This is a genomic window from Desmonostoc muscorum LEGE 12446 (assembly GCF_015207005.2).
GTDB lineage: Bacteria > Cyanobacteriota > Cyanobacteriia > Cyanobacteriales > Nostocaceae > Nostoc > Nostoc muscorum.
In genome coordinates, this window is the sequence record NZ_JADEXS020000001.1 from 3,497,811 (window position 1) to 3,514,086 (window position 16,276).

A 16,276-nucleotide genomic window follows, 5' to 3' on the forward strand; every position below is an offset into this window, starting at 1 on the left:
AGATTTTGAAGAAGAATTCAGAATTCTGAATTCTGAATTCTGACTCCTGAATTCTGCTGTAAGAATTACAAATTACCCAAAGCGGTACTAAGCTTCTAAATCCAGATCAACATCGTCATCATCATGATCGTAAGGAATATCATCAAGATCTATCATTTCTGAGATTTCTTCTACTTCACCGAGATAGTCAGATTCTTGATGTTCACGCTCGATGAGACGACCAGTTGACTTTAGCCATTCCAAAAGAATAAATTCATTACTTGTACGAATTACAGGCGCTCGTTGATTACGAGGTTCTTCACGCAAAGGACTTGTAGGCATAAAAAAAACTCACTTCTGATATAAGTTCAAGTAGTAACCGTATGCTATCTCGGTTTTTGACATAGTTTACTGTCCGTTATGTAAATTTGTGACAGTAATATATGTCAGTTTTTCAGAGGTATTCCAGTAAATTTACTTCGCTAAAAATTTTAATTTTCGGAATACTCGAAAGTAAATTTTTCAGGTCAATTACTGACATAAAATACCTCCAGAATCAAAGGGTGTAGAGATTTAGATTCGGAGAGGCCTCCATGTAGTCACTAAGATGACCGAAAATATTTCTCAACCTATCTAATGATAACATAGTTGACGATTGAACTTTTTTCAACTGTTCTGACCCATACATAACTTGGTGACTCAAAACAGTAGAGTAGTATTCGACTACGACTTTTAGTTCACTAAATATGCTTATAAAACTAGTTTTAATTTTTACCAAGTAATGCTAGCTAAAGAATAAATAGCGATCGCGTTAGCGAAGCTCACCGAAGGTCTCGCATCATCAGATAAAGTAAGGTGGGCAGGACTTCTGGTTCGCTCAAATCCTTACTTTGAGCTTGTAGTTAGTGCCCAACGCCAGATGTTACCATCCAGGAACCCCAAAGGTGAACAAGGCGAGGAGAGTTGTGATATTGATACACTCGGCTATCCCAAGACTGCTTTGTTCACCTTTTTTAGTGGTTATAAACTCCTAAAATTACTAGACAACACTCAAATTAACTCGGATGATAACATCGTTAAAATCTTTGTCACCACCATTTGCTAAATCCTCAAAGCCAAACGTGTTACTCCCTAACAGACGAATATGATCTACCTTGTCAGTGTTAGCACCCAAGAATGAAAAGTAAACTGATGGATCATTATTAGAATTGTTATCTAAAATGGCATCTGGTCTGCCATCGATGATAATAAATGGTGCAAAGATGGAACCAGGCTCGAAAGTATCAGTATAAGTTGCTGTACCTTGGTTGTTTACCGTGAGGTCAATTCCTGCAACGCGCTGACGGACTGCGGCTTGGGCATAACCAGCTTGACCAACAAGAATATCTACCGTACCATCGCCATTGGTATCAATACCACCATTTTCATCAGCTACTTTATAGAATCCCACGAAATTATTGAATGCAGCTTCTCGATTGACAACAAAATTAGCTGTTACCTGTTGTTCAACATCCCTTAAGTCAATCAATTCTGCTTGTGGCTGGTCTTGTAGACTTGTACCCAAAGGTAATGGGTCATTTGTAGGCTGAATTTTTACTACCAGATTCTGGAAGTCATTAGTGCTATTACCAGAACTATCCTTCCAAGCTAGAGAAAATGCATTGTTATCTAAACTTGTAATCTTTTGGTTTGAGGGGTCAGAAAATAGTACCTCAGTGATTGGTGTGATATTATTCAGCACATTTTCCGTTGTACTATTTTTGACTAAATAAAATCTCAGGTTAGTATCAGACGAAAATTCTAATAAATTCTCGACAAGACTGTTGCTGAACCCATTGGGTTGATTGGCAATAGCTGAGAGAATCACCTGTCCTCGTTCTAGAGCTTTGCGGGCATAACCTGCTTCCCCTGGAGCAATACCGTCAATTTTGCCTGTAGCATCATCAACACTATATACAGCCAATTCATTCACCACCCGAGAATTACTGCCTGTGATAGCAACTTTGAGTTTTACTGTAGGATTGTCACCTTTGATATTAAAGACATCATTACCACTATTTATCAGTTGTGGAGGTTTGGGTTCGGGTTCGGGTTCGGGTTCGGGTTCGGGTTCAGGTTCGGGTTCGGGTTCAGGTTCGGGTTGTGGTTGCGGAGTACCAAAGACAACATAACTAGAACCAGCACCAGCATTGGCACCAGTTGCACCGATAATTAGATCATCAGCACCATCATTATTGATATCCCCAGCAGCGCTAACTGAAATACCTGAAGAATCATTAGGATTAATGCCGTTGATGGCAAAGCCCTTGGTTGGGTCAAGGTTGGAGAGGTCGAGTTGGGCACTAAAGCCGTTACTGCTACCGAAGACCACATAGCTTTGTCCAGCAAACTCAGAGGCAAAAGGAGCGCCGATAATCAGGTCTGAGATGTCGTCGTCGTTGACATCCCCAGCACTGCTAACTGAGTAGCCTGAGGCATCATTGCCGTTAATACCTGTGATGGCGAAACCATTGCTGCCGTCAAGAGTCGAGAGGTCAAGGCTGGCACTAAAGCCGCTACTTTTGCCAAACACCACGTAGCTGTTTCCGGCTCCGGAAGCCGTGTTATATGCACCGATAATCAGGTCTGAAATCCCGTCGTTGTTGATGTCTTGAGCATTGCGGACTGAAGCACCAGATAAGTCAGTGGCATTACCGTTGACCACAAAGCCGTTGCTACCGTTAAGACTAGATAGGTCAAAGCTGGCACTAAAACCGCTACTGCTGCCAAACACCACGTAGCTCTTTCCGTTACCAGGTGCGCCAATAATTAGGTCTGAGATTTCATCGCCGTTTACGTCTCCAGCGCTACTAACTGAGTTGCCTGAGGAGTCTGTGCCACTTCCGTTGATGGCAAAGCCGTTGCTGCCATCTAAAGTTGACAGGTCGAGAGTTGGGCTAAAACCGTTGCTGCTACCAAACACCACGTAGCTCTGCCCTGCACCAGAAGCCGCAGCGGATGCGCCAATAATCAAGTCTGAGATTTCATCGCCGTTTACGTCTCCAGCACTGCTGACTGAGTTACCTGAGGAGTCTGAGAAGCCATCAGAGTTCCGCCCATTAATGCCGTTGATGGCAAAGCCGTTGCTGCCGTTGAGATTAGAAATGTCGAGTTGGGCACTAAAGCCGTTGCTGCTGCCAAACACCACGTAGCTCTTTCCTGCTCCCAAAGCTGCACCGGATGCGCCAATAATCAGGTCTGAGGTGCCGTCACCATTAACGTCTCCGGCATTGCTGACTGAGCCGCCAAAGAAGTCGCTGACACCACCGTTGATACTAAAGCCGTTGCTGCCGTTGAGATTAGAGAGGTCGAGATTGGTACTAAAGCCACTACTGCTGCCAAATACTACGTAGCTCTTTCCGCTACCAGGTGCGCCAATAATTAGGTCGGCGATGCCGTCAGCGTTTACGTCTCCGGCACTGCTGACTGAGTTGCCTGAGGAGTCTGTGCCACTGCCGTTGATGGCAAAGCCGTTGCTGCCGTTAAGAGTTGAGAGATTGAATATGACTTGTGGTTGTGGTTTTGGTTCGGGTTCAGGTTCGGGTTGTGGTTGCGGAGTACCAAAGACAACATAACTAGAACCAGCACCAGCATTGGCACCAGTTGCACCGATAATTAGATCATCAGCACCATCATTATTGATATCCCCAGCAGCGCTAACTGAAATACCTGAAGAATCATTAGGATTAATGCCGTTGATGGCAAAGCCCTTGGTTGGGTCAAGGTTGGAGAGGTCGAGTTGGGCACTAAAGCCGTTACTGCTACCGAAGACCACATAGCTTTGTCCGGCAAACTCAGAGGCAAAAGGAGCGCCGATAATCAGGTCTGAGATGCCGTCGTCGTTGACATCCCCAGCACTGCTAACTGAGTAGCCTGAGGCATCATTGCCGTTAATACCTGTGATGGCGAAACCATTGCTGCCGTCAAGAGTCGAGAGGTCAAGGCTGGCACTAAAGCCGCTACTTTTGCCAAACACCACGTAGCTGTTTCCGGCTCCGGAAGCCGTGTTATATGCACCGATAATCAGGTCTGAAATCCCGTCGTTGTTGATGTCTTGAGCATTGCGGACTGAAGCACCAGATAAGTCAGTGGCACTGCCGTTGACCACAAAGCCGTTGCTACCGTTAAGACTAGATAGGTCAAAGCTGGCACTAAAACCGCTACTGCTGCCAAACACCACGTAGCTCTTTCCGTTACCGGGTGCGCCAATAATTAGGTCTGAGATTTCATCGCCGTTTACGTCTCCAGCGCTACTAACTGAGTTGCCTGAGGAGTCTGTGCCACTTCCGTTGATGGCAAAGCCGTTGCTGCCATCTAAAGTTGACAGGTCGAGAGTTGGGCTAAAACCGTTGCTGCTACCAAACACCACGTAGCTCTGCCCTGCACCAGAAGCCGCAGCGGATGCGCCAATAATCAGGTCTGAGATTTCATCGCCGTTTACGTCTCCAGCACTGCTGACTGAGTTACCTGAGGAGTCTGAGAAGCCATCAGAGTTCCGCCCATTAATGCCGTTGATGGCAAAGCCGTTGCTGCCGTTGAGATTAGAAATGTCGAGTTGGGCACTAAAGCCGTTGCTGCTGCCAAACACCACGTAGCTCTTTCCTGCTCCCAAAGCTGCACCGGATGCGCCAATAATCAGGTCTGAGATGCCGTCACCATTCACGTCTTTGGCATTGCTGACTGAGCCGCCAAAGAAGTCGCTGACACCACCGTTGATGCTAAAGCCGTTGCTGCCATCTAAAGTTGACAGGTCGAGAGTGGTACTAAAGCCACTACTGCTGCCAAATACTACGTAGCTCTTTCCGCTACCGGGTGCGCCAATAATTAGGTCGGCGATGCCGTCAGCGTTTACGTCTCCGGCACTGCTGACTGAGTTGCCTGAGGAGTCTGTGCCACTGCCGTTGATGGCAAAGCCGTTGCTGCCGTTAAGCTCCGAAAGGTTGGATAATGGATCAGCCATGATTTTTTTGTATGTTTGTTGTTAGCAATGGGGTAGATTTAAAATTTTTAAACAAATAACATTAGCATTAGTTAAAATTTAGGTTAAGTAAATTAAATTGAAAATTCTCGTGTTTTTATGAGAGGAATGCTGGAGGTTAATATATTTTTTTGATTATTAAAATAATTACTATTTTTTACTTGTTTTTACGAAGTAGATAGTATTTTTAATAAGTAGCTATATGTAATTAAACAGGCACAATTTTCGTATTATTGTCAAGATTTTTTCACAAATACTGAAATAGGGTGTTGCTGATTAAGAGTATGAATTTGGTTTCGCACAAAGGGATAAAAACAAAGGTTTCAACCCTTGAAGTTTGAAATTTCATATTTAAATTCAGCAACACCATTAATGGCGATTAAAATGCGACAACTAAATTAACAACTGAATTTTCCAACAGGTTGTTGGGTCGATTTAGAAACCTAAGGGGTGCAAGGAGAAGGACCAGTAGCAGTGTTTACGCAAGTATTCACAACAGTTCTAGCCACAGTTTTGATGTTATTGGGAAGAGGAGCATATCCCCGATTTATAGCTATCTGGTCTGGAGTGGGGTTGGAGGAATTAGTGGCGGGAGGAACTGGTTGGGTCGAATCTGCTAAAGCCCAGTTGATCAAGGTTCTGATATGACTTGCTATCAAATTGCCTGTAGTAGTGTTTTGATACGCGTCATAAAACAGCGTGTAAGTTACTGTGGAAATGGGATAGGCAGTTGAATTGGTTGTGTTGGCCAAATTATCAATTCTAATCAGCCTGTTATTGGGAGCAGTACCATATTTGACGATGGTTCCAACACTCAAAGCATTTTGAATTCCAGTTGTTGTCGGACCAATGTATGAATTTGATTTATTCTGTAAGAGTGCAGCAGGTAAACTTCTAGCTAAGCGGGTAGCACTATCTACGTAACCAATTGCACCCTGAGTATTTGCAATTGTAGTGGCTACACCTCCACCTCCTGAGGCAGATAGGAAACTTGCTGGCCAAACAACTGTATTAGCTGGTGGTGCTGGGGGTACGGTGCCTGAAGTACTTACGCTCCCCACTCCTCTATTCCATACACTAGTCGATTTAACTCCTGGTGTAAGACCCGGAACTGGAAGTGTAGGATCTACAGCAGTCTGACACACAGTATTTAAATGAGTGCTTAAAACAAAAGTGCTACCACTGCTGTCACTACGGCGTACAACTCTGATGGGTAAATTGACTGCAATTACTGCGCCACCGTTATCATTTCTAATTCTAGAATCGTTCCAATTTACGATGCTACCATTCAAAATACCACAGTAAGTATTTCGGGAAAACTTAAGTCCAGCTGCTGGTATGGTAAGACCAGTACGGTTGTAAGATAAGGTGATTCCGACACCTACCACAGGCACTTGAATGGCCTTTCCACCTCCAGTACGCTGAGTGGCAGTGCCAGCAGCTACTTGTTCTATTTGTGTTCCTGCTAAGGGATCGTCAGTAGCTGCAAAAGAGATTGCGCTTACGATGTTAGTATTATTGTCAGGTGTTGGTCGTGATGGAACAACAACTACAGTTGGTGTGCCTGGTGGAGTGAAAAAAGCTGATATGCCTGCGCCACTACCAACCGAAGCATATCTGAATGTGTCGTTATTAACTACAGGGCCATAAGTTCCAACTGGGCAAGTGTCAGCGCCTACAGACGTTACATCAGCATTAAGGGGCGAAGGATTTGTTGTACCAGTATTTCCAACACCGAAAACGTTAAACCATGAGCCTTTCGGACCAAAAGGACATGGATTTGGCTGTCCTGCTGAGTTAAGCCCTGTACCTACAAACAAAGTATTTACAGTACTTGCACCTGCTCCATTTATTGGGGTTACTCCAGTTGGAGCAGGACTGGTGGCGAACTGAGCTAGAGATTTCTGAGTAGCAGATTGAGCTGCTACTAAACTAATTGTTATGGCAAGTACAGAAACTGAACTTGTCAACTTATTCGATTGGCGATCAAAAGCCATGTCAAGCTCCTTGAAATTAACCTGGAAATTTACACTTGAAAAAAACGAAATCAATTATCAAACTAGTGATTAAAAATAAGCTCCTCTCAAGTCCAAAATTTTGGCACTAAAAACTTACTTATCAATCACAAGTTTGCACAAACTAGTGAAAAAATAAGAGCAAATAACATGAACATCACTTTCTTTGATATAGACGCACGACACGGCGCCATCAGCTATTAGCAAAGGCGCAAATCAAAGAAAGTAAGGATTTGACGATTTTTCTAGGACTGCTATGAGTAATAGCTGTTAGAATTTACCAACGAACTTAACAGTAGAGTGTTAAGGTAAAATTCCAATCATGATTGCATTATGGAAAGATTAAAAGAATTAATTATATTGCTCCCATTTAGAGCAGGGTTTAAAAATTAGCTTCTGACTGGTTTTTATTAATGTCACCAGAGTAAAATATGAAAATTTCCCCCATAACCTATATATATATGGTTTTGCTTGTAAAATTTTACTTTCAACGTTGCAATGGATTTAGAATATAATTTATCTTCTTGACAAATGAATCATTATGTATATTAGGAGAAAACATACATTTTCTATTTGGTCTTTTTCGTCAATGCCTAAGTTTGAGTATCTTTTATCGACAATCAACGAATTTCTAAACATTCTAAATATTTAGGTAAGGGATTTCCAATTAAACATCGTGGGGGCGCAAGGCCTTGCACCGCCACAAATATACAAGTAATTAATTTTGGATAGTTTATTTTTTGGAAGTCCCTAAAAGCATAAAACGTAGCCTACTTAGTGGTAGTGGCCGTAGACTGATTAACACGGATGTGAATGGTAGTGCTAGTATAATCTCTAAAAGTATTCCCAAAAGCCTTGGCAAATGGGATATGGCAGCCGTTGGCTTCATTTGTTTGCCAAATTTGTGGCAATTGAGGTGAGGCAGCAAGTTAACTACTTAAGCCCAATGGGCAAAACTATCTCTGGACAAGGGATTCAGACTTTACTCTGGCTATAGGAATTAAATAGCGCTATCCTACCAAGGATTGTCTGGTATTACCACTGGATTCCTCAAACTGATAATTAAAACAAAATCCCTGGCAGAGAAAAACTTTAGGAAGACTGTAGCAGTTATGGTTAAGAGCTAAAAACCTAGTTTCTGAAGCCATAGACACTTATTAAATAAATATTAATATTTTGTTAACTTAAATTAATAAAAAATCGTATTATGATGTATAACTTTGCTGAACTTTATAATTTGAGGAAAAATAAATGTTAAATCATGTAAAATTATCTTGTCTGTAAAATTTGAAACCACCAACGCCCATAGTACACCATAGGAAAATTAGCAAATGTTTAGACAAAGTTCTCACCAGAGAAACTTTTTCAAAGCTTTAACTGGTAGTGCAACCACAGGATCTCATAAGTTAACACTGGCACTGAAATCAAGTCTGGTTATTTTGGTTGAATCTGTACCTTTTTTGATTGCTTGTGCTGTATTTGTAAGCGTTATCAGCCTAAAAAGTCCTATCCTGCTATTTTGTTTACTTGTTGGTAGTTTAATTGCAGTCATCACGCACAAAATCGGGCAGCAGGTGAATTTGCCAAGGCGATCGCTGATAATATTACAAATCCTAGCAACAGCGATCGTCCTGAGTTTATTTTGGTTAGATTACTTTGCAGCTCCTGCACAAGCGCAGTTTTTTGGCGAAGCGGAAAAGTTTTTCAAAAAGACTTTATCATCAACAGATGGTTCAACAACAAACAGTGGTGGTAGCGACACCGCAGTAAGTTTGATATTTAATATATTGCGGGCACTTTTCTTGCTGTATATTGCAATTTCTTTGGTTGGTGTAATCAACGCAGTCCGTAAAGATGAAGATTGGCAAAGTATCGCCAGAACTCCCCTATTAGTTGTTGTAGCTGTTACCATTGCTGATGTACTCACACGCTTTGTAATTGGCGATAGCAGTAAATAATTTAAGATATTAGAAATGTCTGAAGAGCGGGAACAAGAATTTCGTCCAGTTAACCAAGTTCTAGGAAGCCAACCTTCATTAGGGCCAATTCCAGCCGACCAAATTCTTCCTTGGACAGTAATCGCCTTATCATCCTACTTAATTATCAATGGGATTTTTGGCGGTCTTTTCCAAGAAGAATTTCAAAAATGGCTGTGGACGCTACTAATGACTGGTTGGGGAATCGGAACTTGGTGGATATTAACTGGCGGGAGAAGTTGGAGTTTTTTAAGCAAATTTATTGGCGTTCCCGCTTGGACAAGAGGCTTTGCTCGTTATCAAAGCTTACTGGAAGTTAACCATGAAGCAAAAAATCGGAAAACAAAGCGTCAGCGGCGCCGGAAGTGAAACTAGATTAACACCATTTGAAGATGCCTTACACCTGGCGACAATGCTGCGCGTCTCGATGAATGGACGTGATATTGGTGCTTATCTATTGACAAAAGGCATACAAAAGGATCGGCTCTGCTTTGTTTTTGGTTTTGACTGTAAGGGAATTCATACCACTTTAAGACCAGAACAAATCGATACACTTTTTAATAATATTGAAGCTGGATTAAAAGATATTCCTAGCGGTGAAAGGATGACACTGCATTTGGGATCTTTTAGTTCAGATAAAGAGCGCCAAAAAGAATTAGCATCATTAATCAGAAATGCGCCATCACGAGATATTAAATATTTGTTGATGGCCGAGAGAGCCAGAATTAAAGAGCTTACTAGTTCTGGTATTCGTAAGCCAAAATTTTTGCGGATTTATGTGACTTACACTGTAGAAGGAAATTCCAAAAATGCAGATGATTGGATAGAAAAACTTCTAGTGAGAGCTGAATCATGGTGGTTGAAATTTAAAGGTGAACTCTCAGAAGCTGAAAACCAGCGCCTGGAAACTGTAATTACCAATGCTTACAAACAGGGTTTTTCTCGCTGGGAGCAAATTTTATCTAACAAAATGGGATTAGATGTCAAAGCTTTGAGTGCAGATGAACTCTGGGAAGATGTCTGGAAAAGATTTAATGATACCCAGCCAATAGAGATTCCCCAATTAATCACTTTAGATGAAGATGGGCTACACGAAGAAGTTAATTCCGACTTAGCTAGTAGTAAATTGTTGATAGAAAATATCCACGGTACAACTTTGCTGATGGAGTCGAGTGTACCTCGTGCCGATCGCCGTTGGGTAAATGTTAACAATCGTTATATTGGCACAATGTCTTTTCTGGAAAAACCCGGTGGTTGGCCAAATAAATCGGCTCAACTGCGGTATTTGTGGGAATTATTAGCCAGAGAAACAGTAGTAGATACAGAAATTTTTTGTGAATTGACTGCGGCAAATCCAGCATTGGTAAAAACTACTCTCCAACGAGTGCTGAAGCAGTCAAACATGACAACGATTTTAGCTCAAGAAAAAAGCAAAACTATTGATGTCAACGCTCAATTAAAGTTAAAAAAATCCGTAGCAGCACAAGAACAATTATATGAGGGTGCTGTTCCGATTTATACGAGTGTTGTCATTTTGGTACATCGGCCGACTGTTGAGAAATTAGATGAGGCCACAAGATATATTGAAAACTGTTTTCAACGTCCAGCAAAGGTAATTAGAGAAACTGAGTACGCCTGGAAAATCTGGCTGCAAACTCTCCCCATAGTTTGGGAAGGTTTGTTAGCAACACCCTTCAATCGTCGCCAGTTGTATTTGACAAGTGAAGTTCCCGGATTAATGCCTTTGGTTTTAACCAAAAGAGGTGATAGACAAGGCTTTGAATTGATTGCTGAAGAAGGCGGAACACCCGTACATTTGGATTTGTTTAACCAACACAAAAATTTAGCTTTATTTGCCACAACTCGTGCTGGTAAATCGGTGTTGGTATCGGGGATTTTAACTCAAGCTTTAGCACATGGTATTCCGGTGGTGGCACTAGATTTCCCTAAACCTGATGGTACATCTACCTTTACTGACTATACGCAGTTCATGGAGGGGAATGGAGCCTATTTTGATATTTCCAAACAATCGAATAACTTATTTGAACAACCAGATTTGCGATCGCTAGATATAGAACAACAACGCGATCGCTTGGTTGATTATACCTCTTTTCTAGAATCAGCTTTAATGACAATGGTTCTAGGATCGTCTACCGAAAGTCAAATCTTATCGCAAACAGTGCGATCGATCCTCAACTTAGCCTTAGAAGTCTTCTTTGCTGATGAAGGTATCAAAGAGCGATATCGCAAAGCAATGGCGGGAGGCTTCGGTTCTCCAGCTTGGCAGAAAACCCCTACGTTAAAGGATTTTTTAGTTTTCTGTTCTCCAGAACATTTGCAGCTCAGCTCAATCAGTGGGAGAGTAGAAGACGCCCTCAGTCAAATTCAGCTACGCTTGCGGTTTTGGCTTTCTAGCCGCGTCGGACAAGCTATTTCTGCACCATCCAGCTTTCCCACCGACGCCCAACTTTTGGTTTTTGCCCTCAGAAACCTCTCAGATAGTGAAGATGCAGCCGTACTATCTTTAAGTGCTTATTCAGCCGCACTCAGACGCGCATTAAGTAGTCCCGCTTCCATATTCTTTATCGATGAAGCCCCGATTCTATTTGAATTCGAGCAAATTTCCGACTTAGTTGGTCGAATTTGTGCCAACGGCGCCAAAGCCGGCATCAGAGTTATTTTATCAGCACAAGATCCTGACACCATCGCCAGATCTAAAGCTGCATCGAAAATTTTGCAAAACTTAACAACCCGATTAATTGGACGCATTCAACCAGTTGCAGTAGATAGTTTTGCAGACATCTTAAAATATCCCCGCAAAATTATTGCCCGTAATGCCTCAGAAAGCTTTTTTCCACGCAAAGAAGGCATTTATAGCCAATGGCTGCTAGATGATAACGGTGTTTACACATTCTGCCGTTACTATCCAGGTTACGAACAATTAGCAGCAGTTGCTAACAACCCCTATGAACAAACTGCACGTAGCCAAATGATGCAAATTCACAGCGATAAATATGAAGCAATTTCTGCATTTGCACGTCAGTTAGTAGCAACATTACGTAGTAGTTAATCTGGGAGGATATCTGTGAGCAATTAACAGGAATTGCAAAACTTAGTCAGAGAGTAATAAATCCTAAAATATCCTCTCTTCCTCATTATCTCCGTGTACTCTGTGTTTCTGCGGTTCGTTTATTTTTGCCAAATCCCTAAATAATACCCCAGCCAACTTTCTTACCCACTCAATAATTCCGTCTACCTTTTTCACGTACAGATGTATGCAGAAAACTACCATTTTGACATTGACTTTAGTATCTCTGGCAATTCTACCTGTAGCAGCCCAATATACTACTAACACATCACAATTAGGTAAAGTTTGGACTGATTTTCAATCATATTCCACAGATTTGCAAAACTACTTCCAATATAATCTGACTGACAACTTAAAGCCTGTAGAACTACAGAGTCGAAATGCTCTGAATAACGCCAAAGGAGAATTGAACATACCCAACCCCGTTACTGCGGGGCAAAGAGTTCGTGATGATTTAATTCTCTACTCTAGATCGGATCGTTTTGAAAATAATGCAGCGGTGCGAGGAAATTTAGTTAGCAATGAACTCAATCGTGTAATTACCCGTGGAGCAGCAGCAAGTGTTCTCGGTGAAAATGGACAAATTCGTTCAAAGATAAAGTTAGTAGATACACAAAAAAGTTTAGAAAATATTGCAGGGTTTACTCAAGCAGCCGAAGAGCAGACCCAAGAGTTGTTAAATAAAATTCCTATTCCTGCTTTTGATGCCAGTAAACTCGATCCAGCTACAGCAATTTTAGCACAATTGCTAAATGCCAATCAATCACAAATGTTAAAAATTCAACAGGAACAATCAAAAATTGTCGGTGAAACATTTGCTCAGACAATACAAGCTAATCAGTCTTTGCAATACTCCAATTTAAATTTAGCAAACATTTCTCAACAGACAGAAGAAGCAAATCGCGCTCGCAGAGTTGAAACATCCACCGAAGCAGCGCGACTTTTGCGAGCTACTTCTCAGATAGATTTATTTGGCAGAAAAATTGATAATTAGGAAGAATTCAGGAGTCATTCGTGCAGTGTTTCACTCTTGGTTTTTGATACATCCGCCACTACTTTTAAAATGTCGTCTGAGCGTGGGTTACGCTGTCGCTAACACACCCTAAAAAAACATAGTAAATCGAAAAATAGCCCATAAATCAAAAATAATGCAACTTGCTATTCCACTAATTTTTGCCCAAGTAGGCATTGATGAAATTCTCGATAATGGTGTCGCAACTTCCCAAAGTATTGCCGAAGGTTGGGACAAACAATGGCTCGATTTATTACAAAATAACACCAATAATAACTTGTATGGAACATTGACAAATGTGGGTATTTTTTTTGCAGTCGGAACCCTGTTGTTTTTTATGGTACAATTCATCAGAGATTTATTATCCTACGAATTTACCCGTCCAATATCAGCATTAATTTGGCCTTTTGTAGTAGTGATACTCTTAAATAATTCAGGCAATGGAAGTATACTTTCTAATCTGACACTGGGAGTGCGGAATTTTATAGACACCGCAAATCAGCAAGTATTGGTCACAGCAGATGCAGATAAAATGTACCAACAAGCACTGAATATGAGTGTTGCCGAAGAAGTAGCAGGTTCTTTGCTGCGTCCTTGTCAATCACTTACTGGCGAACAGCAAACTCAATGTTTTGCCAAAGCTGCGGAAAAAGTGAATATTCTCTGGCAGAAATATCGAGATTCATACGGTAATAAAAACTGGATATCCAGACTCCAAACCAAGGTAGATAATATCAGATATGGCACAGGTATTGTATCGGAAACTTCATTTAATTCTTTATTAGGTTCTACAGTACAAACAAGCCTAAAAAATTTTTTAGTTTCCTTACAATATGCCTTCCAGAATTTAATAGAAGCGACGATGTTGCTGATAGCGGCTTTAGGGCCAATTGCTCTGGGCGGGTCTTTATTACCTGTAGTTGGTAAACCAATTTTTGCATGGCTCACGGGGTTTTTATCTATTGGAATCGCCAAAATTTCATTTAATATTATCGCGGTGTTGACTGCGGCAGTGATTGTCAATGGCCCGGGTCAAGATGCTAATGTTGACCCAGACTTAATGTGGTTCATGATTTTTCTCGGAGTTTTAGCACCGATTTTATCCTTAGTTGTGGCTGCTGCTGGAGGGTTCGCAGTCTTTAGCGCTATCAACAATACGGCTGCTTTGGTAAAGGAGAGAATATAAAGAATTCAGGAGTCAGGAGTCAGGAGTCAGAATGGGCTACGCCCCGCTGCGCTAACAGAATTCAGAATAATTAAATAATAATGATAAGAAATATTAAAATATATAATAATGTTTAATATTTATTTGGTGAAAAAATCTATTGCCTACCATCATACATAAGATGAAAACTGAACTTTTTTGCAGCAGGAGGTGATTGAATGGTACGTTTACTAGAGAAAAGAACAAGAACAGCAAGTGTTTTAACAATTTTTGCGATCGCCACTTTCAGTTTGCACCTATTAGTCTTACTTTTATTTTTATTTCAAGGCATAAATATTCGTCAACTCAGCTTGAGAAAACCTCCCAATTTTGTGCAATTAATAGATGGTAAAACGGTAGCTGAAATTGATGATTTAAAAAGAGAACCAGAAGCAATACGCCAATTCATCAGCAAAACGATGATCGCAATGTTTAACTGGTCGGGAACTTTACCCCCACAAAAGATTGAAGAAGTCGCAAATCCCAAATCTGATTTGGGAATACTAATTAGAACACCCCAAGGTGGTAGCCAAAAAATTAGTACTACTAGCTGGATAGCTAGTTTTGCCTTATCAGAAGACTTCCGCAAAGGTTTCTTAAGCACAATTGCCGAGATGACACCACCAGAAGTTTTTAGTGAAAATCCCAACCAAGGAATGACATCACAGTTAGTAATTAAGCGAATTTATCCCCCAAAAGAAATTGCACCAGGTAAGTGGCGAGTCGGTATGGTAGCCGACTTAATTCAAAAAAACCGAAGTGATGATAGAAGAGTGATAACTCCTTTTAACAAAGATTTTCTTGTGCGTGCAGCAGATTATTTCGCTAATCCCCAAGTCGAGAGTAGTACCGATCTGCAAAAAGCAATTTATAGTGTCCGTACTGATAGACTAGAAATTTATGAAATTCGGGACTTATGTTTGTTAGATAACTACAACAATCTCAATGAAGCTCAACTAAAAGAATGCAAAATTCAACAAAGAACCGATAACTTTATTAGATAAGAATTCAGAATTCAGAATGGGTTACGCCCCGCTGAGCTAACAGAATTCAGAATTGATAAAAATTTCAGTATGATTAATACAGCATAATTTAGGAGTCAGACTTGAGAATTAGAATAGCCCATATAGTTAACTTTCAGACATATAGACATAGATGGTGTACTTCACTAACTTTAAATATCCTATTAGTTCCTCAAATATTCTCCTGAATTCTGAATCCTGAATTCTAACTCCTGAATTCTGAATTCTGAATTCTGACAATATAGTTCAATTACGATAAAAAAATCATTAATGCAGATATTTAAATCAGAAAATAAAAAAAGTAACGCCTTACCACTATTGGCAGTAGGAACATTTGGTTTACATGTATTTACCTTACTGTTACTAATATTTCACGGGTCTATGTTACAACAGTTAGGTCGGCAACTCACACCTCAAAGTTTAGTACAACTTGTTGATGGTCGTGTGATTACAGTAGACCCCCAAGAGAATTTAGAGCGACAACCAGAAACTATTCGGCGCTTTGTTGGTGAAACTATGAGCTTAATGCTTACCTGGTCACAGCAACAGCCGCCAACAACGGTCTGGGAAATTAGTTCCCAACTCGTAGCCGATGATTTTCAGCAAAAACTGAAGTCACAAGTAACTAACTTAAATCCAGACAGCCAATTTGAAAATGTTAATAGAGGAACTGAAAATGTATTAGTAATCCAAAAAATCTCTCAACCTACAAAAATAGGCAATGGCAGATGGAAAGTGGAGTTGCTTGCCAATCAATTAACTTTTAGTAGTTATGATAAATTGGGAAAATCAATTTCGTTTAATAAACAAATTTTAGTTAGAGCAATAAATGAACCAGCAACTTCACTACCAAACGCGCCGCTTCCGTCGCACTTTGCAGTTTACCGCCTTGGTGAAGCCAGACTAGAAATTTATAATGTCTGTGAAATCCAAGATAAAAATTGTTCTGGAAATTCAAACTAA

At 40.8% G+C, this 16,276-nt stretch carries 10 protein-coding genes; 7 read left to right on the forward strand and 3 right to left on the reverse strand.

Annotated elements, in window-relative coordinates; all coding sequences use genetic code 11:
- Positions 1–87: 87 nt before the first annotated feature.
- The 3 genes from IQ276_RS15030 to IQ276_RS15040 form a co-directional block, all read right to left on the reverse strand.
- Complete coding sequence (locus IQ276_RS15030) at positions 88–321, reverse strand: DUF3134 domain-containing protein (RefSeq protein ID WP_190878540.1); 234 nt, start codon at positions 319–321, stop codon at positions 88–90.
- Positions 322–1,018: 697 nt separating this feature from the next.
- Positions 1,019–4,978 (reverse strand): beta strand repeat-containing protein, encoded by a 3,960-nt coding sequence (locus tag IQ276_RS15035; RefSeq protein WP_235115683.1) that lies wholly within the window; start codon positions 4,976–4,978, stop codon positions 1,019–1,021.
- 461 nt (positions 4,979–5,439) lie between these two features.
- Complete coding sequence (locus tag IQ276_RS15040; protein WP_193921331.1) at positions 5,440–6,993, reverse strand: substrate-binding domain-containing protein; 1,554 nt, start codon at positions 6,991–6,993, stop codon at positions 5,440–5,442.
- 1,349 nt (positions 6,994–8,342) lie between these two features.
- On the opposite strand from IQ276_RS15040, the gene IQ276_RS15045 reads away from it, so the two are divergent.
- The 7 genes from IQ276_RS15045 to IQ276_RS15075 all read left to right on the forward strand — a co-directional run bounded on the left by IQ276_RS15045 (position 8,343) and on the right by IQ276_RS15075 (position 16,276).
- A complete protein-coding gene (locus IQ276_RS15045; protein ID WP_190878546.1) occupies positions 8,343–8,969 on the forward strand; it encodes a hypothetical protein in 627 nt (208 codons plus the stop codon).
- Between the two features lie 15 nt (positions 8,970–8,984).
- Positions 8,985–9,356 (forward strand): hypothetical protein, encoded by a 372-nt coding sequence (locus IQ276_RS15050; RefSeq protein ID WP_190878548.1) that lies wholly within the window; start codon positions 8,985–8,987, stop codon positions 9,354–9,356.
- Positions 9,310–12,057, forward strand: a complete 2,748-nt coding sequence (locus IQ276_RS15055; protein WP_235115684.1) for a putative type IV secretion/conjugal transfer ATPase — start codon at positions 9,310–9,312, stop codon at positions 12,055–12,057. Before IQ276_RS15050 ends, IQ276_RS15055 begins: the two co-directional genes overlap by 47 nt.
- A gap of 205 nt (positions 12,058–12,262) precedes the next feature.
- Entirely contained in the window at positions 12,263–13,069 is an 807-nt protein-coding gene (locus IQ276_RS15060; RefSeq protein ID WP_193919476.1) for a hypothetical protein, read from the forward strand.
- Between the two features lie 154 nt (positions 13,070–13,223).
- Positions 13,224–14,273 carry a hypothetical protein gene (locus IQ276_RS15065; RefSeq protein ID WP_193919477.1) on the forward strand — a complete coding sequence of 350 codons (1,050 nt, stop codon included), beginning with the start codon at positions 13,224–13,226 and terminating at the stop codon, positions 14,271–14,273.
- Between the two features lie 197 nt (positions 14,274–14,470).
- A complete protein-coding gene (locus IQ276_RS15070; RefSeq protein ID WP_193919479.1) occupies positions 14,471–15,295 on the forward strand; it encodes a hypothetical protein in 825 nt (274 codons plus the stop codon).
- A 288-nt stretch (positions 15,296–15,583) separates the two neighbouring features.
- Positions 15,584–16,276, forward strand: coding sequence for a hypothetical protein (locus tag IQ276_RS15075; RefSeq protein WP_190878558.1), 693 nt, complete (start codon positions 15,584–15,586; stop codon positions 16,274–16,276).

Bases quoted from the DNA above. Each gene is read 5' to 3' on its own strand.
- IQ276_RS15030 (WP_190878540.1), bottom strand. From the start codon at position 321: ATGCCTACAAGTCCTTTGCGTGAAGAACCTCGTAATCAACGAGCGCCT.
- IQ276_RS15035 (WP_235115683.1), bottom strand. From the start codon at position 4,978: ATGGCTGATCCATTATCCAACCTTTCGGAGCTTAACGGCAGCAACGGC.
- IQ276_RS15040 (WP_193921331.1), bottom strand. From the start codon at position 6,993: ATGGCTTTTGATCGCCAATCGAATAAGTTGACAAGTTCAGTTTCTGTA.
- IQ276_RS15045 (WP_190878546.1), top strand. From the start codon at position 8,343: ATGTTTAGACAAAGTTCTCACCAGAGAAACTTTTTCAAAGCTTTAACT.
- IQ276_RS15050 (WP_190878548.1), top strand. From the start codon at position 8,985: ATGTCTGAAGAGCGGGAACAAGAATTTCGTCCAGTTAACCAAGTTCTA.
- IQ276_RS15055 (WP_235115684.1), top strand. From the start codon at position 9,310: ATGAAGCAAAAAATCGGAAAACAAAGCGTCAGCGGCGCCGGAAGTGAA.
- IQ276_RS15060 (WP_193919476.1), top strand. From the start codon at position 12,263: ATGCAGAAAACTACCATTTTGACATTGACTTTAGTATCTCTGGCAATT.
- IQ276_RS15065 (WP_193919477.1), top strand. From the start codon at position 13,224: ATGCAACTTGCTATTCCACTAATTTTTGCCCAAGTAGGCATTGATGAA.
- IQ276_RS15070 (WP_193919479.1), top strand. From the start codon at position 14,471: ATGGTACGTTTACTAGAGAAAAGAACAAGAACAGCAAGTGTTTTAACA.
- IQ276_RS15075 (WP_190878558.1), top strand. From the start codon at position 15,584: ATGCAGATATTTAAATCAGAAAATAAAAAAAGTAACGCCTTACCACTA.